The sequence below is a fragment of the Alkalinema pantanalense CENA528 genome, assembly GCF_050753345.1.
GTDB classification, from domain to species: domain Bacteria; phylum Cyanobacteriota; class Cyanobacteriia; order Leptolyngbyales; family Leptolyngbyaceae; genus Alkalinema; species Alkalinema pantanalense.
The window spans coordinates 23,965-41,500 of the sequence record NZ_JBLZFX010000004.1 but is presented as its reverse complement, the minus strand read 5'-3'; the positions used below and the strand labels follow the sequence as shown (position 1 = coordinate 41,500).

At 49.9% G+C, this 17,536-nt stretch carries 20 protein-coding genes; 10 read left to right on the top strand and 10 right to left on the bottom strand.

All coding sequences use genetic code 11. The annotated features are described in order from the left end of the window. Positions 1–47: 47 nt before the first annotated feature. The gene (locus ACN4EG_RS02265; protein ID WP_431627528.1) at positions 48–1,319 is read right to left on the bottom strand and encodes an HhoA/HhoB/HtrA family serine endopeptidase; all 1,272 of its coding nucleotides are present in this window, start codon (positions 1,317–1,319) and stop codon (positions 48–50) included. A 404-nt stretch (positions 1,320–1,723) separates the two neighbouring features. Between ACN4EG_RS02265 and ACN4EG_RS02260 the strand changes: the two genes are divergently transcribed. Together ACN4EG_RS02260 and ACN4EG_RS02255 are read left to right on the top strand one after the other, a co-directional pair. Next, a complete protein-coding gene (locus ACN4EG_RS02260) occupies positions 1,724–2,353 on the top strand; it encodes a hypothetical protein (protein ID WP_431627527.1) in 630 nt (209 codons plus the stop codon). Between the two features lie 369 nt (positions 2,354–2,722). Next, the gene (locus ACN4EG_RS02255; protein ID WP_431627526.1) at positions 2,723–3,172 is read left to right on the top strand and encodes a metal-sensing transcriptional repressor; all 450 of its coding nucleotides are present in this window, start codon (positions 2,723–2,725) and stop codon (positions 3,170–3,172) included. A gap of 33 nt (positions 3,173–3,205) precedes the next feature. On the opposite strand, the gene ACN4EG_RS02250 is transcribed toward ACN4EG_RS02255, so the two are convergent. Further along, on the bottom strand, positions 3,206–3,865 hold the full coding sequence (locus ACN4EG_RS02250) for an NAD(P)H-binding protein (protein WP_431627525.1): 660 nt from the start codon (positions 3,863–3,865) through the stop codon (positions 3,206–3,208). A gap of 354 nt (positions 3,866–4,219) precedes the next feature. Between ACN4EG_RS02250 and ACN4EG_RS02245 the strand changes: the two genes are divergently transcribed. After that, a complete protein-coding gene (locus ACN4EG_RS02245) occupies positions 4,220–4,915 on the top strand; it encodes a DUF1997 domain-containing protein (protein WP_431627524.1) in 696 nt (231 codons plus the stop codon). Here ACN4EG_RS02245 and ACN4EG_RS02240 read toward each other — a convergent pair. The 6 genes from ACN4EG_RS02240 to pgeF all read right to left on the bottom strand — a co-directional run bounded on the left by ACN4EG_RS02240 (position 4,887) and on the right by pgeF (position 9,792). After that, entirely contained in the window at positions 4,887–5,381 is a 495-nt protein-coding gene (locus ACN4EG_RS02240) for a c-type cytochrome (RefSeq protein ID WP_431627523.1), read from the bottom strand. The two genes, ACN4EG_RS02245 and ACN4EG_RS02240, sit on opposite strands and share 29 nt — an antisense overlap. 346 nt (positions 5,382–5,727) lie before the next feature. Next, positions 5,728–6,132, bottom strand: a complete 405-nt coding sequence (petE, locus tag ACN4EG_RS02235; protein WP_431627522.1) for a plastocyanin — start codon at positions 6,130–6,132, stop codon at positions 5,728–5,730. A 126-nt stretch (positions 6,133–6,258) separates the two neighbouring features. After that, entirely contained in the window at positions 6,259–6,774 is a 516-nt protein-coding gene (gene psbV2 / locus ACN4EG_RS02230; protein ID WP_431627521.1) for a photosystem II cytochrome PsbV2, read from the bottom strand. A gap of 274 nt (positions 6,775–7,048) precedes the next feature. Beyond that, positions 7,049–7,537 carry a photosystem II cytochrome c-550 gene (gene psbV / locus ACN4EG_RS02225; protein ID WP_431627520.1) on the bottom strand — a complete coding sequence of 163 codons (489 nt, stop codon included), beginning with the start codon at positions 7,535–7,537 and terminating at the stop codon, positions 7,049–7,051. 291 nt (positions 7,538–7,828) lie between these two features. Next, the gene (accD, locus tag ACN4EG_RS02220; protein WP_431627519.1) at positions 7,829–8,767 is read right to left on the bottom strand and encodes an acetyl-CoA carboxylase, carboxyltransferase subunit beta; all 939 of its coding nucleotides are present in this window, start codon (positions 8,765–8,767) and stop codon (positions 7,829–7,831) included. A gap of 203 nt (positions 8,768–8,970) precedes the next feature. Next, complete coding sequence (gene pgeF, locus ACN4EG_RS02215) at positions 8,971–9,792, bottom strand: peptidoglycan editing factor PgeF (RefSeq protein ID WP_431627518.1); 822 nt, start codon at positions 9,790–9,792, stop codon at positions 8,971–8,973. Positions 9,793–9,934: 142 nt separating this feature from the next. Between pgeF and ACN4EG_RS02210 the strand changes: the two genes are divergently transcribed. The 5 genes from ACN4EG_RS02210 to rpsN all read left to right on the top strand — a co-directional run bounded on the left by ACN4EG_RS02210 (position 9,935) and on the right by rpsN (position 14,894). Further along, a complete protein-coding gene (locus ACN4EG_RS02210; RefSeq protein ID WP_431627517.1) occupies positions 9,935–10,927 on the top strand; it encodes a biotin--[acetyl-CoA-carboxylase] ligase in 993 nt (330 codons plus the stop codon). A gap of 71 nt (positions 10,928–10,998) precedes the next feature. Then, complete coding sequence (locus ACN4EG_RS02205) at positions 10,999–12,300, top strand: M23 family metallopeptidase (RefSeq protein ID WP_431627516.1); 1,302 nt, start codon at positions 10,999–11,001, stop codon at positions 12,298–12,300. Between the two features lie 207 nt (positions 12,301–12,507). After that, a complete protein-coding gene (gene rseP / locus ACN4EG_RS02200; RefSeq protein WP_431627515.1) occupies positions 12,508–13,584 on the top strand; it encodes an RIP metalloprotease RseP in 1,077 nt (358 codons plus the stop codon). Positions 13,585–13,723: 139 nt separating this feature from the next. Further along, entirely contained in the window at positions 13,724–14,434 is a 711-nt protein-coding gene (gene nth, locus ACN4EG_RS02195) for an endonuclease III (protein ID WP_431627513.1), read from the top strand. A 157-nt stretch (positions 14,435–14,591) separates the two neighbouring features. After that, complete coding sequence (gene rpsN / locus ACN4EG_RS02190) at positions 14,592–14,894, top strand: 30S ribosomal protein S14 (protein ID WP_190569872.1); 303 nt, start codon at positions 14,592–14,594, stop codon at positions 14,892–14,894. A gap of 238 nt (positions 14,895–15,132) precedes the next feature. Here the strand turns inward: rpsN and ACN4EG_RS02185 are convergent, their stop codons facing one another. Then, the gene (locus tag ACN4EG_RS02185) at positions 15,133–15,492 is read right to left on the bottom strand and encodes a hypothetical protein (protein ID WP_431627512.1); all 360 of its coding nucleotides are present in this window, start codon (positions 15,490–15,492) and stop codon (positions 15,133–15,135) included. 326 nt (positions 15,493–15,818) lie between these two features. On the opposite strand from ACN4EG_RS02185, the gene aat reads away from it, so the two are divergent. Continuing rightward, positions 15,819–16,418, top strand: a complete 600-nt coding sequence (gene aat / locus ACN4EG_RS02180; protein WP_431627511.1) for a leucyl/phenylalanyl-tRNA--protein transferase — start codon at positions 15,819–15,821, stop codon at positions 16,416–16,418. 8 nt (positions 16,419–16,426) lie between these two features. Here aat and ACN4EG_RS02175 read toward each other — a convergent pair whose 3' ends face one another. Further along, positions 16,427–17,011 carry a cupin domain-containing protein gene (locus tag ACN4EG_RS02175; protein WP_431627510.1) on the bottom strand — a complete coding sequence of 195 codons (585 nt, stop codon included), beginning with the start codon at positions 17,009–17,011 and terminating at the stop codon, positions 16,427–16,429. Positions 17,012–17,131: 120 nt separating this feature from the next. Between ACN4EG_RS02175 and ACN4EG_RS02170 the strand changes: the two genes are divergently transcribed. After that, entirely contained in the window at positions 17,132–17,521 is a 390-nt protein-coding gene (locus ACN4EG_RS02170; protein ID WP_431627509.1) for a winged helix-turn-helix transcriptional regulator, read from the top strand. Positions 17,522–17,536: the final 15 nt, after the last annotated feature.

The following is a 17,536-nucleotide window of genomic DNA, read 5'->3' as shown; positions in this document are numbered from 1 at the left end:
GACCTGTTGCGCCAGTCAGTCTGGACAGAATCGGGGACAGGTCAGGCTTAGGCTGTTTCCTGCAATTCTCCGGTCTTGACAGTAAGCTGTTGAGTTTGGTTGCCTCGCTGAATCTCCACCTTGAGAGATTGCCCTAAGCGGCTATTTTCGACCATTTCTTGCAGATTTTCAGCCGATCGCACAGGCTGCCCATCGATCGCAGTAATCACATCCCCTCGACGGATACCCGCTTTGGCAGCAGGGGTTCCAGGCATCACTTTCACAACAATCACACCGTTAACTTCCGGAACCAAGAAAACAGCATTGGGATCATCATTGTTTTTCCGCGCCAGTTCTGGCGTCAGGGTCGTCATTTGAACCCCTAGATAGGGGTGACGAATCTTTTCACCCCGCGCTAGTTGGTCTTTCAATTCCTTCGCTTTGTTGATAGGAATCGCAAACCCAATCCCCATGGCATCTGCACGAATGGCGGTATTAATCCCAATCACTTCGCCCCGATCGTTGACCAAGGGGCCACCGGAGTTGCCTGGGTTAATCGCCGCATCGGTTTGAATAAACTCCAGTCGCTTGTCCGTCATGCCCACTTGGGCGCTCGAGCGTTTGAGTGTACTGACGATCCCCAGAGTCACCGTATTATCTAAACCTAGGGGATTGCCCACCGCGATCGCCCAATCACCCACTTGAATTTCACCAGAATCACCTAAGGGAGCGACCGGTAGATTGCCCCCTTCAATTTTGACAACGGCTAAATCGGTGACGGGATCAACGCCTTTAACCCGACCTTCCAATTTGCGACCATCCTTCAGGGTCACCGTTACCTTATCTGCGCCATTGACAACGTGGGAATTGGTCAGGATCACGCCAGACTTATCAATCAGGAAACCCGAACCTTGACCCCGCAATAATTCTTCCCGAGGGGCTAATAGCTCGTCCCCAAAAAAGCGCCGAAAAAAGGGATCTTCAAACATGGGATCCGGAATAGCCCGACGGGTAATCGTTTTTTCAGTGTCAATGCGAACCACAGCATTGCCCACACGCCGCACGGCTGCTGCTACAAAGCTCCCTCGTTCGATCGGTTTAGGTTCCCGTAAGCTGGGTTCTGACTGCGTGATCGACGGATTAGTGATCGACTTATCAGGCGCACTCTGGCTAGTTGCAGTCCGTTCAGAGGCAATCTCACTATCAGAGCGGGAGATTGCTAAGTCTGAAGCTGCTTGAGCTGGCAGGATCCATCCCCCTAGGGAAGAGAACCATACTAAGCTCACTAAAAGCAGAGATCGAACGGTACGCAGTAACCGATGGGACTTTACGAATTGCATAGATATCTTAGACACTTATCGACACAGAGATCGAATCGACACAGAGATCGAAAGCCTGAATCGACACAGCCGATCAAGCCTACCTCGAGCGACCATAACGCAATCGACCATACCGCGATCGACCCCAACCATATGCCCATTCTGGCAGGTTCATAGAGTATCGGGTAGTTCGGAAAACTCACTTTTAGTCCTGTTATTCAACCTTGTTACTAAATCTCATGATTAAAGCGCATTGTTAGAGATTGTTCTTGACAGATGGTTCGATTCAACAAAAGTCAATCGCATGGGTTGAACCGCGCCCAGATGACATAAACTTTTCTGGCTTTCTGTTCAGAACCCGTAAGATCGAGGCAAATTAATCAAAAGTCTTCACCTTGAAGCCTAGAAATGGAACCCAAGATTTTATGGCCCTCAAAAACCCACTGACCAAAGTCTCTCCGGCTCTCTTTGCACTTGTTTTAATCTGCTTTTTCATGCCGTTTGTCACAATTTCCTGTAAAGGCCCAGGGCAGGAAATTCCTTTAGTGAAGATGACGGGGTTCGAGGTGGCCACTGGGAAAAAAATTACCACCCCGAATTGGGATGCCCTCAGCACAACGAATCCTTCTCAACCCAATTCCCCCTCAACAAGTCGGGCCACGAAGAAGGGAGAGTCGGTTCCAGGCAATGCCTTAGCTGGGGTGGTTTTTGCTGTGGCCTGTGCGGGTGTGGCCGTTGGCTTTGTGGCGATCCAGCAGCAACTCTTGGTTCAAACCGCGATCGGAGGCTTGGGAGCCGTGCTCTTACTGTTTCTTAAGTTGGGAATTGACGGTGGCCTAACGGAGCAACTGAAAAAGTCAGGTAACGGTAACGGTGCCAACATCGGTCTAGAAAATATGATTGGTACAACCTATGAGATCGGTTATTGGCTATCGTTGCTGTTGTTTATTGCCGCAGCAGGCTGGAATGGCTATTTTTACTGGCAGGAAATGCAGGGCAAATCCCCGGCGGCCCAACTTTCTTCACCTTCCAGTAAACCTCCCATCGATCGTTAAACGATTCCTGCATCTGGTTTGGTTAGCTCATGATCAATATATTGCGATCAATACGCACGATTAAGGATACGCAATTCATGAAACGAGATCGCCCGTCTGGAAAAGCATTTTCAAAAAGTGCACTACTGATGAAGCTCGTGGGTGGGGAATCACGTTAGAATGCGCCCTGACCAGGTTAGTCACTTGGTAACTTTTGGAAAACACTGCATTCAATAACCTCTGCGATCGTGCATGGTGTGACGAAGCCAGAGGTTTTTTTATAAGCATTATTTTTTATAGGCATTATTTCTATACGCATTTTTGAAGGCTGAATCCCACCGGAATTGGCCAGCAGGCACGATCGCCTCACCCATGGGATGAACACAGCCTATGCTCAGACGATCGCACTACACTAAGAGGATAAATCCAGCCAACTTCCAAGGATCGATGACCCAAACTGACCGTTCTTCTTCTCACGATTCATTACTGCCTCCCCCCCACGTTCATCATCCTAGTCCCCCCGCCCATAACTCTGACCATTCCCACAGCCCTATCCATCCCCACAGCCACATTCATAGCGAAGAATCAACCCGAAGGTTAGTTAATCGTTTATCTCGCATTGAGGGGCATATTCGGGGTATCAAGACCATGCTGCAAGAAAATCGCTCTTGTCCAGATGTACTGGTACAAATTGCAGCAGTACGGGGTGCCCTCGATCGAGTCGGTCGGATCATTCTGGATGAACATTTGACGGAGTGCATTGCCCGTGCAGCCAAGGAAGGGGATATTGAAACCGAGATTGACGAACTAAAAGCAGCCCTCGATCGCTTTTTGATCTAAAGGCCGTTTAGAACCAGGCTGGGCCATTGGGGATTACCCGATCGCACTGAACAATTCTCCGAAGGACTTGTGCGGTGCATCGGGTTTTGCCACAATTTCCACAACTTTATTCTTAGCTTCCGTAGCCAGAGCAGCTTCTACACAGACCTGGGCTACCTTGGTGCGGGGAATACTCCCTTCGAACAACGTATCGGCATTGGACATCACAATTGCATCGCTATTGTCTTCGTTTTTTAGCCCACCGGGACGCACGATCGTGTAGACCAAGCCGCTGCGCTGCAGGTATTCCTCAGCCCATTTTTTCCAAACGAGAATAGCCCAGAATAAATTTAACGGATGCAAAAGCTTAGACACGCACAGGGAGGTAACCAGAACGAAATGCTCAACTCCTTGGGATTTAGCAGCATTGACTAAATTTTTAGTGCCTTCAAAATCTACTAAGTAAGGCTGAGTCGGATCCAAACTTGGCCGTGCCCCTGTCGCACAAAAAATCGCCGTGGCATCTCCGATCGCCGCTGCTAATGACCCCGCTTGCAGCACATCCCCTGTCACCACTTCTACCGAAGCAGGCAATATTGTTTTCGCCTTTTCCACATCTCGCACCAATGCCCGCACAGGAATGCCGCGATCGACCAATTGCTGTACAATGCGTCGCCCGGTTTCTCCTGTAGCCCCTGCCACAAATGCCTTCATACCTGTCCCTCTAACTAATTTCCTCTGCTAAGATGGCGATCTTGATTTAGTATGGCAATCTCACCGATTTCCAAGATACCGCAGGAATTCTTGAGGTTGTTTTTCGGTGATTTCTCCACCTTCGTTGCGGAATTCACCAAGTTATGCTGGTAGCGTACCCGGTAAGGCAGCCGCTAGGATAGTTGAGACCCACTGGTTATGTTGCTTACAAAGTGCATAACTGGCGTCATGCAATTCTAGATGTCATGAGTGACCCTCCAAGAAGTCACCTCAGACGATCGAAATTTAATTGATCGATCGCGTCTAGGAGAATCTTGTTGCTGCCCCGACAATGTGTCCTGAGCGGAACTGATTATGCAAGCCCAGCCGAATGATCGCACCTTTGATTCCTTTGTCGATATTGTGGCCGAGCCAACCATTGAGCCAACTACCAAATTTCACACGATTTTTGTGGACTGCATGGAAATGTATGCCGATGCAGCCATGGTAGCTAGCTATTTGGACAAACATTCAGAGTGGTTTCGTCGCTGTGCCCAACCCATGCAAGCGGATCCGATCGGCAATACGGGCTATATTTTAACGATTGGGCATTACGGTGCACTGGGTTATGAAATCGAGCCTAAAATTGGCCTTGACCTATTGCCCCAGGAAGAAGGGGTCTATCGCATCGAAACCATCCCCGTTCCGGGCTTTTTAGCTCCTGGCTATGAGGTAGATTTCAAAGCTTCCATGGAGTTAGTGGAGCACGATCCTAGCGAAGCCCATGGATCAGAGAGCAGCTTAGGCGATGGCTCCCAAGGCAATGAAGCCCAATTAGATAAAATCTCCAAAATGACCCGTGTGCAATGGCATTTGGATCTGACAGTCCATCTTCAATTTCCCAAGTTTATCCAAGCTTTGCCGAAGTCATTAATTCAGGCTACGGGTGATCACTTGCTCGATCAAATTATTCGCCAAGTGTCTCGACGCTTGACCCATAAGGTTCAAACAGATTTTCACAGCACCTACGGATTGACGATGCCTAAGACCCAACGCCGTTGGTTTTTTTAGCGGAACTGGGCTTGTCTTTATCCTTGTCCCGTGGGCTAGCCATCTGTAGCGATTGGAGGTCGATCGAGCTATCTTTCCAATCTTGGGCGGCTTGGCTAAGAACATAACGGGCCACTGCCTCAATTTCCTCTAAGGTTAAATTATCGGAAAAGGCAGGCATGGCATTTTTGCCGTGGATGACTTGGTTCTTAATCGCCACGATCGAATCCATCTCGTACTTTTGCAGGGTATCGAGGTGGAGATTTTTTTCAGCCAAAATCACGTTATTGCCGCCAATATGACAGGCCGAGCAATTGGAATTGAAAATTTTTTGGCCGAGGGAAGGTGTTGCGGAGGGAGTGGGGCTGACGGATGGTTTTGGCGATGGAGCAGGAGAACCCATTACGGCGGGTGTGGATAACGGCCAACCAAGACTGAAACACCCCAGGGCAAACACGATCGTGATCAGTCTTTTCAAGAGTCCCACAGCCTTTCTCCCACAACCCAAAAAATCCACAAAACCACTATACCAACTCGTGTATTCCGCCTAGAACTCTGGCGACTACTCTGTCATCTGCACACCATACAACTCTAGCAACGGTACCAGCCAACAGGTGCCAGATCAAAAAGGTGCCAGATCAAAAAAGAAGGGAGATGCTGTGATTAGCATCTCCCTTCTTGCTCGAATTCCTAGTTGAACACCTATAGAACTCTTTCAGTTTCTTGTTGTGCTTTACGTTAACTGAATCCAACCGCAAAGACTTTTTCAGGGAAATAGTTTTTGAGGCAAATGACTTAGCGCAACCAAACCCTAATGCTTTGGGGGCTGATCACTAGTTGACCACAACCTTACCTACCATGCCTGCGCCCCGGTGAGGCATGCAGAAGTAACTGTATTCACCCGCAGGTGCATCAGAAGGGAAAGTCACGGAAAAGGTTTTTCCAGAGCCTTCTAAAGACTTGTGGGACAGAGACGCAGCCAGTGCGCTGTCTCCACCAGGAACTTTATCAAATTGCACGTTGTGGGGAGGCAATTGTCCGACGTCCCAAGTCACCGTATCGCCAGGTTTGATGTTAACAACAGCTGGTTCAAATACTAAACCTTTCGTTGTGCCCATCTTCACCGTCGTGTTGGCTGCTTCGGCGGAAGCAGCACTGAAGAAGAAGCTGCCGACAACTAGGACTACTGCAACTGCTGCAACGACAAGCTGACGACCAACCTTAGCAAAAGCTTTCATTATCGATCCCTCGGATACTAAAACCGTTCCATAGGCCATCATATCTTAGACAGGTTGTCGTAGGACAAGTTGTCGTAGGTTTTTTCGAGTTTTTTGGGCTGCGCGATCGCCTGTCTAAGCGATCGGCTACATGGGCGATCGGCCCCAACCCGGTGCAACTTCAGCAGCACGCAGAATAAATGCAGCAATACTTTCCACCTCTGCCTGGGATAGCCAATTTTCACCTACTTCCCGGCAAAAGAAGTTTTCATCACTGCCATCGTAGGCAAGCGGATGGCGCATATAGGTGACTAAGGCATTCACGGTATCCCGAGGTGGTGTAGCTGCTTGCAAAGCAGGCAATGCCAGAGAAACGACTGGATTGGCGAGAGTGGAACCGCCAACGTGGCAACTTTGGCAATTTTGAGAAAAGAGTGTTTTACCCTGTAACAACTCTGAGTAGGTGACTTCTCGGGTGGCTCCAGTACTATCGATCGGTAAACTGGCAGCCCCACTCGGCAGAACCTTGAGATATTGCGCCACATAGGGATCCAAAGCGGCTTGAGCTGGAGTTGCAAATAGGACGATTCCTGGCAAAATCAATGCCAGCAAAATACCTAGCAGACAATTGCGTCGTAAGCGATTTGTGAATGTTATCAACATCGTTTTTTGCATCGAACTGTTGAAACAGTTCGGAGAGGGGGTGGAAAAACGAACAGTGCATCATGAAATGGATCTGGAATTGAGCTTGACCAGTGAACGATCGACCTCAAATTGAAAGAAAAGCCGATCTCTGCATCTGCAAAAATCGACTTTCCTCCCAAATTATTGAATGATGACTCTAACAACAGCTTTCAACTTAACGGTCTAGACGAAAACACTATCGTTGCTAAGTTGAAGAATGCCTAAACCTATTACTGAATTCCTACCTGAATTCCTAGAAGTAGATCTTACCGCCACCCCAACGATCGCCAACAACCTTGGGTTGCAACAGGATGTGACCTGCAATGTCAAACAGATCATCATCAGTCAAGTTGCGCATTTCGGGGAAGATATCCGCACTCTTCAAGCTTGGGTGAACTTCCGAGATCGACTCAGTCCCATCATAGGAAGTCGGATCTTTCATGTAGTCGATCAGGGCTTCAATACTATTACGGTTGGGGGTTGCCAAAGACAATGCTTCAGGATCCAACCCAACGTTGGGATCCGTTTTGGTAATTCCACCAACGTGGCATTGGGCACAGGCATACTGGAACAACCGCTTCCCTTGGGAAACCTGCTTGAGGCTTAGAGTAACAGTATCCCCAGAGGAATTGAGGGGAACTGTCCGAATCTTTGCGTCCAACTCGGCTGCCTGTGCCCCTTGGATGAATTGAAAAGTAAAGAATACGGCGGTTACGGCCAGCCAAAAGAATCTCTTAAGCATGGTTCTCCTTCAGAAGTGGCTCGGATCAGATTCACAACACAACAATGTCTTTTAATACCAATATCACGGGATTGGACAATCGCTGATGGCAATCTTAGAGTTACCTTTACAAACTGAAACAAAAAGCTAAAATTAACATTTTTTGGGATGGATCCCAGCGAAAATTTTAGGCAAAACTCGCAGGTCAGTCTTGCCCAAAACAAACCTTGGGACAGCAATCGTCACCCGTGCTCATCGAAGGTCAGTCCAAAGGAGCTTAGCCCAAAGGACGATCGAGCAACGCCCCTTCAATTACCCTTCAATATGACTGAGTGGTTTCACATCGGCCCGATCGCTGGCTAAATGATGGCGCATCAACTCGCTAGGAGCCGGAGCAGGCTGATGAAGACTAATCAACTGGGCTAACATTTTTTTGAGTTGGGTTCGCGGCACGATTAAATCAACAAAGCCGTGCTCTAACAGGTATTCTGCAGTTTGGAAGTCGTCGGGCAGTTTTTCCCGTAGGGTTTGCTCAACGACCCGTCGTCCAGCAAAGGCGATCGTCGCCTTGGGTTCTGCAATAATGACATCCCCTAGCATGGCAAAGCTGGCTGTGACCCCACCGGCTGTGGGATGGGTGAGAACCGGGATGTAGAGTAAGCGTTGATCACGGTGACGCTCTAGGGCACCGGAAATCTTGGCCATTTGCATCAGGCTTAGCATACCTTCCTGCATTCTGGCCCCTCCAGAGGCACAGACAATAATCACAGGCAGGCGTTGTTGCGTTCCCCGTTCGATCAGACGGGTCAGTTTTTCACCCACCACAGATCCCATACTGCCGCCCATAAAGCGGAAATCCATCACTCCAAGGGCGATCGCAGTGCCTTCCAGTTGTCCAACCCCAGTTTGCACAGCATCGACGAGTTGAGTTTTTTCCTGCATTTCCCGCAATCGATCGATGTAGGGTTTACGATCGCGGAAACCAAGTGGATCCACAGAGTGCACGAATTCATCGATCGCCGTCCAGGTATCAGCATCAATCAGTTGCCGAATCCGCTCATCACTGTACACCCGCATGTGATGGTTACATTCCAAGCAAACCATTTGGTTGGTTCGCAAATCCTTGGTATACATCAACGCACCACAGGACTCACACTTCGTCCACAGGCCATCTGCGATCTCTCTTTCCTGCTGAGGTTCGGAGGAAGGATTTTCTTTGCGCCGATTCGCAAACCAATCAAACAAAGACATGGAAATTCACCGACTGGGTAGAAACTGGATAAACAAACGAAGCGATGAAAGTTGCACAACCCCACCTACACGATCGGGGCATTACGGCAAAAGTATGGCGATCAAGTCATAACCGATCATTAGCTAGGCATTCACTGGGTATAACCGCAAGGGATGGTTGTCAAAACATGACGTTTGAAGGGATACCCGTAGGGGTCACTGTATCACAGACAGCACCCCGCTCTTGCCTGTGTGCGAGGAATTGATGTCCGGCGGCTAACGATACCAGCCCACTGGGCTTTTCTGAGCGGTGCCCGACGGTGGGAAAAAAAGTTATCTGGATCCTGGTAAGTACAGTGAGGTGAGATAGCAATTTGTTCGGGTGCTAGGCCCAATTGCTCCAATTGCAAAGCATTGACTTGGCGCACATTCAAACGCACCTTACCCGCCTGTGGATCGGGCAAAACGGGTGAATTAGCAAGAGCTTGCAAATACTCGATCGCCTCCTCCAAAGCCATTTCAGCCGTTTCGGGGGCAATGGTGGCTGCCGTTTGCACAGCGACCTCTGCATCCACTTGGTAGACTTCACCCGCGATCGCAGGCCCCATGGCAACCCGCAAATCCGCTAACTGACTCCCTTGCTGGAGTAAACGTTCGATCGCGACGGGCACAATTTTTTTAGCCGTTCCGCGCCAACCCGCATGGACAGCGGCTACCTGTCCTGTTTGCCCATCGCCAATGAGTACCGGGGTACAGTCTGCGGTGCAGACCCAAACGGCTTGGTGAGAATCTTGGGAAATCACCCCGTCCCCATCGGGCAGATTATCAGCGTGCAGGGGGGAGGGCATCTCCGCAGGGGCTAAAACGGTGTCCCCGTGAACTTGCTTAGCACGATAGGCGATCGCTTGGGGATAGAGTTCGGCGGTAAGTTCAAAGGGCGTCTTGGGGGCAAATTTCTGGGTAAACCAACCGTGCTGCCACGGTTCCAGCAAACTGCAAGTCAAGTAGGGCAGGTCATTCCAAGTTTGCCAATGCCAGGTATGCATAGAGTTAAAGTTCTGTAGGGTAAGGTCTAGGGTTCAATCTGGGATAAACACAAATATGGTAGCGTTGATGGCAGTTTTCCCTAGGGACCCTAACGCCCCGCCCCCCGCAAGAAAATTTCGCCTAGCCTGAGCCCTTTAGCCTGTGCCTTTTAATCAGTCCCAATTTGAGACAACGTTTGATCAATTGCGTCAGATCAACCATGGGTTCGCATCTGCATCTTTGCTGCAATCCCTTAAGCTGCATTGCTTTACAGAATTAGATTCAACCAATCGTAAGCTGTGGGAATTGCTGGCCCAGGGTGCACCGGAGGGCACGATCGTCCTAGCAGAAACCCAAACCGCAGGAAAAGGGCAATGGGGTCGATCGTGGGACTCTCAGACGGGCGGCTTGTATCTCTCGATCGCCCTAGCCCCTAATCTACCTGTAGAAGATGCCGCTCAACTCACACTCTGTAGTACCTGGGGGATTGCTACTGCCCTGCGGGAGTTTCCGGTTTTATTGGCCACTGACGCGAAGAAAGTTGCTGGGCCGGATGCCTTACAGGTTTCTGAGCAAGTTTCTAAGCAGGTTCCCCTAGACAGTCCCGTGCAAGTTCCCGTACAAGTCAAGTGGCTCAATGATCTGGTTCTGCAAGGACGGAAGCTCGGCGGAATTTTGACAGAAACTCGTCTTCGAGAGGGAAAAATCCGTCAGGCAGTGGTTGGGGTCGGAATTAACTGGTGCAATTCTCCCCCTCCCCCAGGAATATGTTTGCAGGATGTCTTGCACACCAATCCCGTTACTGGTTTAGAATCCTTGGAAAGTTTGGCTGCGATCGTCATCATGGGCCTGCTTGGTGGCTACGCCGCTTGGCAAGCCCATGGCGTGACAGCAATGTTACCTAGATACCTAAATCTGTTGGTCAACCTTGGGCAAACTGTCACCTGGGAAAGTCATCAGGGAATCGTGGTTGGGGTGACGGCCCAAGGGAACCTTCACGTTCGCTTGCAGTCTAAGGCAGAGATGCCTCTAATGGAAGTCCAAATGGAACTCCCACAGGCCGTTAATGCCAATTCCAGTCAAGCCCCAGAGACCAGTCAAGACCGATACCTTTCCCCAGGAATGGTGCAGTTAGGCTATTCTGGACAACGATAATCCCAATCATTTAATCATTTGGCCGAGCCCTTGTGGTAACCCGCCACTGTGGTAGAGGAGTAAAAACAAGCATGACCCAGCGTCCCCCTATGAACCCATCCCCTAACTGCAATGGCCGAACCTCGCTGATTCGAACGATCGGCTTTTGTTTGGGGAGCCTAAGCATGCTGGGTTCCACCGTGGCCCAAGCCCAAACCTCGGATCCTTTAAAACTACTGATTTCTGAAAAAGCACCAACCGAGCTGGCTGCGTCTATTGGAAATCAAGCGGATAGACCAACGGCTGCGAAAGCGGATGATTTACCGATCGAGATTGAACTGCCGGAGCCCTCTCCCCAGGTATCCTTAGCTCCCTCATCGGCGAGTCAAGATTCCACAAGTATCGATGCGGCTCCGCTGGCAGAAGATCACCAAGCTGAGAGAGCAATAGTGCCGCAGGTGGAAATTGTGCCGTCCCCCGTGGAAACAGCACCCAGCCAAGCCAACGAAGCCCCCTATATTGCGCCAGATGCCATCATTTTTTCCGAGCGCTCTTCAGGCTGCGAACAATCCGTGAAATGGGGTAAGACAGCCGGAAGTGTCTGTGGTGGAGCGGATGTATCTGGCTCCCAAGGTTCTGGGCGATCGACCACCGGGAAAGCCGCGATCGGAGCCAATGCACCATCCACCTACGCGATCGCCACGCCAGAAAGTATGAGTGCGGCTCCAGTCCGGTTAGGCCCTGTGAGTTTCGGTAGCGCTGGAGTCCAGTTCACGCCCCCCTCCCTTAAACCCTACTTCAATCAAACCCTCAAACTCTCCAAACTGGTTCCCATTCGCAACCTAGGCTTGATTTTCCCCCTAGCCATTCCCACCGAAATCACCTCAATTTTTGGCTGGCGGATCCATCCAATCACAGGTGATCAGCGGATGCATACCGGAACGGATCTGGGCGCACCCATGGGAACCCCCGTTTTGGCAGCGTTAACCGGGCGAGTCCTGTTGGCGGACTTGCTAGGAGGCTATGGTTTGACCGTGGCCTTAGAACATAACAACGGCAGCCAACAAACCCTGTACGCTCACCTATCAGAAATTTTTGTCAAACCCGGTGAGGTGATTCAAAAGGGAACCGTGATTGGGCGGGTAGGAAGCACCGGAAACTCCACAGGGCCCCACCTACACTTTGAACTACGGCAACAAACTGAAGATGGCTCTTGGGTAGCGCAGGATGCAGGGCAGGAATTGGAGTTTGCCATGGCCAGTTTGGTGAAATCGCTGCAAATTGCTCAGCAGCCCCAAAAGATTGCCCAAGGCCAGCAGCCCAATTTCCCAGTCAATCTTCAACCCATTCAATCCAACCCATCTGGCACGGTGAGTCAGCCTGCTAAGCCCTAGTTTTTTTGATTAGGGGGTATACCAGCATGCCCCGATCGCGCAAACGATCGCAGCGTAGCATTTTCCCTGCGATCGTTTGCGCGATCGTTTGATAGTCTTGAGCCCAGCAATCTACAATGAAGCAACATTGACAGCAATGTACTAGTTCAGAATTGCTGTTTTTTGGATTGCTCAAGTTTTGTCTGTCCTAGATTTCCCCTTTAATCTATGCCAATTTTTCAGGTCATTCTGATTCTCGCCTTGCTGATCTTTGTGCATGAGTTAGGCCACTTTTTGGCGGCACGGCTCCAAGGAATCTATGCCAACCGATTTTCGATCGGCTTTGGCCCAGTGCTCTGGAAATACCAAGGTAAACAGACAGAATATGCCCTCCGGGCCTTGCCCTTGGGTGGGTTTGTAGGGTTTCCCGATGATGATCCGGATAGTGAAATTCCGCCCAATGACCCGAACCTGCTACGGAATCGTCCAGTGTTCGATCGGGCGATCGTCATTAGTGCTGGGGTAATTGCCAACCTGATTTTTGCCTATGCCGTTTTGGTCGCTCAGGCAGGAACCGTCGGAATTCCCACGCCCATTTTTAAACCTGGGGTTCTGTTGCCGAAGGTGGAACAGGCTTCCGTGGCAGAAAAAGCTGGGTTAAAGGCAGGAGATGTTGTCTTGGCGATCAACGGAACCCCGATTCCCGCAGCAAGCAATTCCCCCGATCGCCTACGGCAAGCGATCGAAACCAGCCCTAACAAAGAATTGCAGTTACAGGTGCAGCGCAAGCAGGAAAATCTGACGATCGCAATTACCCCCGAACTCGACCAAAAGAAGAAAGTCGGTCGGGTGGGAATTGGCCTATTTCCCATGCTGGAAAAAGTAGAGATCAAAAAGCCCAGCAATCCGATCGAATCTTTGACCCTAGCCGCCGATGAGTTTAATCGGATTACCACTCAAACCATTGCTGGATTTGGCATGTTGGTCAGCAAATTCAGTCAAGTGGCCGATCAAGTCGCTGGCCCTGTTGCGATCGTTCGTCAGGGTGCCCAGTTAGCACAGGATGATCCGCGTCGCCTATTTGGCTTTGCCGCACTGATCAGTATTAACCTGGCAGTCATCAATATTCTGCCGCTGCCAGCACTAGACGGAGGGCAATTGGTCTTTATTCTCTTTGAAGCGCTGTCCGGTAGACCAGTGCCTAAGCGGATCGAAGAGAGCTTTATGCAAACCGGATTGGTGTTGCTCCTCGGTCTTGGCGTGTTTCTGATTATCCGGGATACTGCAAACTGGATCCAGCAGTGATTTTAGGGTAAATCAATGGCTCGATCGTTGGGATTAAATGGGCGATCGGGCCATTAATTTTTCTGAGGAATCAGCCTTCTAGAACCGTTAATCTTCTGTGGTACAGTTTGGGTCTTGATTGCAATGAAAGCGACCTACCATGCAAGCTGAAGCGACGCCTCCCACCGATCGGACTCGTCTCCCGGCCAAAAAACAACGGGCCTTAGAGGTTTTAGTGCGTTTGAAACGTCTATATCCTGGGGCGACCTGTTCGTTGGACTTTGACAATCCCTTGCAGCTTTTGGTTGCAACCATGTTGGCAGCGCAATGTACCGATGAACGGGTCAATAAAGTCACACCTGCCCTTTTCAAACGCTACCCCAACGCCCAAGCTTTCGCTGAGGCGGATTTAGACGAGTTGGAAGCGCTTGTAAAATCGACGGGCTTTTATCGGAATAAGGCGAAAAATATTCGCGCTGCCTGCCAGATGATTCTGGAGCAGTTCGAAGGAGAAGTGCCCCGCACCATGGAAACCCTAACCCGTTTACCGGGGGTGGCTCGTAAAACAGCGAATGTCGTCTCTGCGGTAGGCTATGGGGTCAATTTGGGCTTTACGGTGGATACCCATGTGACGCGTTTGAGTAATCGGTTAGGCTTCACCAAGCACCAAGACGCCGTCAAAATCGAGCGGGATTTGATGAAATTGTTTCCCCAACCGGAATGGGAAAATACTTCGATCCACCTGATTTATCATGGCCGTGCCATTTGTGATGCCCGCAAGCCCCTGTGCGAAGCCTGTGAACTGGCCGATCTATGTCCCTCGGCAGGTAAGGTGAATCGCCAAAAGGAACTGGCAAAGCGTGGCAAATAGTGGGGCGATCGGCAGGTTTGCTGAGTCTAGGGTGGACGCCAGAATTGAGACCCTGACTCACCCCTTTCTATCAAGATTGTTTGACAAATCGCAGGTTACAGATCGGGAATTGTTCGATATAATCAGAAACGCTGTATAAAACGGTTCAAAAGGTTTCATGGCTAAGAAAGGCATGATTGAGCGCGAAAAAAGGCGCGAAAAGCTGGTTGCCAAATATGCTGAAAAGCGGGCTGCGCTGAAGGCAGAATTTGAAAGCATCGAAGATCCCATGGAGAAGCTGGAAGTGCATCGCAAGATCCAGCAACTGCCTCGCAACAGTGCAAAGATTCGTCTGCACAACCGTTGCTGGGCTACGGGTCGTCCCCATGCTTACTACCGTGATTTCGGTCTGTCTCGCCACGTTCTCCGTGAAATGGCACACCAAGGTCTACTTCCTGGCGTTGTGAAGTCTAGCTGGTAGTTAATCTGGCTAGTTGGTTGGTTGAATATTGTTAGGTTTGAAAAACTTGGGTTCTAAGTTGAAAAGGATGTCGTTGCAGGTTCAGTCCTCTCTAGCTTGGAGCCCAATTTTTATGCTTTGGGCTGGTAAGCTCAGGTCATACTAGCGATACTACTGTTCGCAGCCTAAACTACATTGCTATTACCCGGCTATTGCCTGCAACACAGGTGACTGATCTTGCCCGCAACACAGGTTGCTGCTATTGCCCGCAACACAGATCGCTGACGCCTAAACTTTCCATGACCAACTCGCTTACAGCATTGGCGACGGCAAAGTTGCCAAAGAAACTTTTAGAAAAATCGAAATTCTCTAATTCAGTCACCAGCGCGAGGGTCAGCGTAATTAAGTCGTTCTCGCCTTCCATCCGCTGTCGCACAAAGATTTGGGAAGCCCGATAGGCAATCTCCCCATTCACCGCTTCTGGGATAAACTGCTCATCTAACCAACGGTGAAGTTTTTGCCGCAGCCATTCGCCTTCCTGTTCAGGCTGAGTCGCTGTGTGCAGCGTAACCGAAGGAATGGGCTCGACACGATCGGTATTTGTTTCCCAATAAGTCATGGACGGTTGTTCCTTTCAGGCGGCGGTGTAGTGCCACCCATCCACAAGCAGATAGCTAATCCAAACTATACACTAGCCAATCTGTGACTGTGGGGAAATTAGAGGTTTGTAACAAGGTTGCAACGATCGAGCGGTTTGATCGCACATTATTGATCGCAATTGATCGCACATTTTGACGTGTTCTCCAAACTGAGGGTTCGGGATTGCCATTCCCGCAATAGAACAATCTGTGCCTGGTTGCTTTGTGCCTGTTGTCTTTACGCATGTTGTACTTACGCATGTTGTACTGTGGAGGTAATTGTTTGAGATTCCCCCCTCGCTGAATCATGGAACTTGATGTGCCCTCGATCGTGCAAGCCTACGCAGAGGGCTACTTTTTGATGGCAGATGATGATAATCAGTTAGGCTGGTACGTCAGTCGGCAACGCACGCTGATTCCCCTCGACGATCGCTTTCGCTATCCCAAATCCCTCCGACGAGCACTGAATCAAAATCGCTTTGCAGTCGCAATCAATCGGGCCTTTACGGAGGTTGTTGAGGGTTGCGCCGATCGGGAAACCACCTGGATTTCTGAAGAACTCAAACAGGTGTATTACAAATTGCACCAAGCGGGTTGGGCCCACAGTTTTGAGACCTGGCAGGGCGATCAACTAGCAGGGGGGATTTTAGGCATTGCGATTCGCGGAGCCTTCATTGGTGAATCTATGTTCTATCGCATTCCTGAAGGCTCAAAAGTGGCGATGGTCAAGCTTGTAGAACATTTGCGCGATCGGCAGTTTATCCTATTCGACGCCCAGATGACCAACCCCCATTTGGAACGCTTCGGATCCTACATCATCAACAATCGGCAATACCAAGTCCTTCTGAACCAAGCACTACAACAGGACTGCCAGTTTCTAAGCGAGAATGTCCATAAACCGGGTTAATCAACTTTCTAGTCCGTCCAAACCACTGGCTTGTCAATAGCAACCCCATCCACGATCGTGTGAATAGATTCATAGGACTTTTGTAGTACCTGCACCACGATCGCCACCAACATATCGGCCCCCGTATTTCGCCAGCACCGCTCACCGTCTGGGGCCACCCGCACCACTGAGCCGGCCTGCACAGCAAAACACTCTCCATCTACCTGAAACTCTCCTTGACCTTGGATGAACAGGTAAATCTCCTCGCTCTGCTGATGCTTGTGGTAGAAGGGCACTGCTCCACCAGGAGGCATCACATTCAGGGAAATTTCTGCTCCGGTCAGACCCAGCAATTCTTTTAGAAATAACTTGCCTTGCACCTTGAAGTTGCGGGTTATCAAATTAAATGTCGCTTGCTCCAAAGATTGCCACCGATCGAGTAGCAACGCTGAAAAATTGTCCCCTTGAAGAGTTTGAGCTGCCTCTGGAAGTATTTGCACAGCACTAGGCATCGTTTCTGCACCAGACGCATTTGCAGGAGACGCATTTGCAGGAGACGAACTTGCATCAGGGGAGTCTGCCTGGGATTGATTTGTGGCGGAGGAAGAATGCATTTAGATCACTTTTGAATTGCAATTTACAAGTTAGACTCTATCAACTTAGCTTGTATAATGCAAGTCATTGAGAGCGATTTGCCTGAAACCGTTCAATCCCGTTCAATTGTGTCTGTGCCTATGCCACCTGAGCCTCGATCGGCCTGTCCCATTGCCTGTACTTTGGATCTCATTGGCGATCGTTGGACGTTATTAATCATTCGCGACATGTTGTTTTTCAACAAGCAGCGATTTGAAGAGTTTTTAGAATCACCAGAAGGCATTTCGACAAATATTTTGACCAACCGTTTAAAGATGCTGGAAGAATTCGGCTTAGTGGAAAAACACCGCTACAGCAGCCATTCTCGCCGGATGAATTATTTCTTGACTGACTATGGTAAAAGTCTCAAGCCAGTGTTGAAAGCCATGGTGGTTTGGGGAACGAAGCATATTCCAGAAACGCAGATAACGCTTCCTCCTTCAACGCCTCAGCTTGCATCAGATTCTGGAGAGGTAGGAGAGGAAACGTGAAGTAAGGGCTGAGAA

Coding starts and splice junctions, on each gene's coding strand:
- ACN4EG_RS02245 (WP_431627524.1), top strand. CDS start 4,220: ATGCAAGCCCAGCCGAATGATCGCACCTTTGATTCCTTTGTCGATATT.
- ACN4EG_RS02255 (WP_431627526.1), top strand. CDS start 2,723: ATGCTCAGACGATCGCACTACACTAAGAGGATAAATCCAGCCAACTTC.
- ACN4EG_RS02250 (WP_431627525.1), bottom strand. CDS start 3,865: ATGAAGGCATTTGTGGCAGGGGCTACAGGAGAAACCGGGCGACGCATT.
- ACN4EG_RS02205 (WP_431627516.1), top strand. CDS start 10,999: ATGACCCAGCGTCCCCCTATGAACCCATCCCCTAACTGCAATGGCCGA.
- rseP (WP_431627515.1), top strand. CDS start 12,508: ATGCCAATTTTTCAGGTCATTCTGATTCTCGCCTTGCTGATCTTTGTG.
- rpsN (WP_190569872.1), top strand. CDS start 14,592: ATGGCTAAGAAAGGCATGATTGAGCGCGAAAAAAGGCGCGAAAAGCTG.
- ACN4EG_RS02170 (WP_431627509.1), top strand. CDS start 17,132: ATGCCACCTGAGCCTCGATCGGCCTGTCCCATTGCCTGTACTTTGGAT.
- ACN4EG_RS02260 (WP_431627527.1), top strand. CDS start 1,724: ATGGCCCTCAAAAACCCACTGACCAAAGTCTCTCCGGCTCTCTTTGCA.
- ACN4EG_RS02185 (WP_431627512.1), bottom strand. CDS start 15,492: ATGACTTATTGGGAAACAAATACCGATCGTGTCGAGCCCATTCCTTCG.
- psbV (WP_431627520.1), bottom strand. CDS start 7,537: ATGCTTAAGAGATTCTTTTGGCTGGCCGTAACCGCCGTATTCTTTACT.
- ACN4EG_RS02265 (WP_431627528.1), bottom strand. CDS start 1,319: ATGCAATTCGTAAAGTCCCATCGGTTACTGCGTACCGTTCGATCTCTG.
- aat (WP_431627511.1), top strand. CDS start 15,819: ATGGAACTTGATGTGCCCTCGATCGTGCAAGCCTACGCAGAGGGCTAC.
- psbV2 (WP_431627521.1), bottom strand. CDS start 6,774: ATGTTGATAACATTCACAAATCGCTTACGACGCAATTGTCTGCTAGGT.
- ACN4EG_RS02175 (WP_431627510.1), bottom strand. CDS start 17,011: ATGCATTCTTCCTCCGCCACAAATCAATCCCAGGCAGACTCCCCTGAT.
- accD (WP_431627519.1), bottom strand. CDS start 8,767: ATGTCTTTGTTTGATTGGTTTGCGAATCGGCGCAAAGAAAATCCTTCC.
- pgeF (WP_431627518.1), bottom strand. CDS start 9,792: ATGCATACCTGGCATTGGCAAACTTGGAATGACCTGCCCTACTTGACT.
- nth (WP_431627513.1), top strand. CDS start 13,724: ATGCAAGCTGAAGCGACGCCTCCCACCGATCGGACTCGTCTCCCGGCC.
- petE (WP_431627522.1), bottom strand. CDS start 6,132: ATGAAAGCTTTTGCTAAGGTTGGTCGTCAGCTTGTCGTTGCAGCAGTT.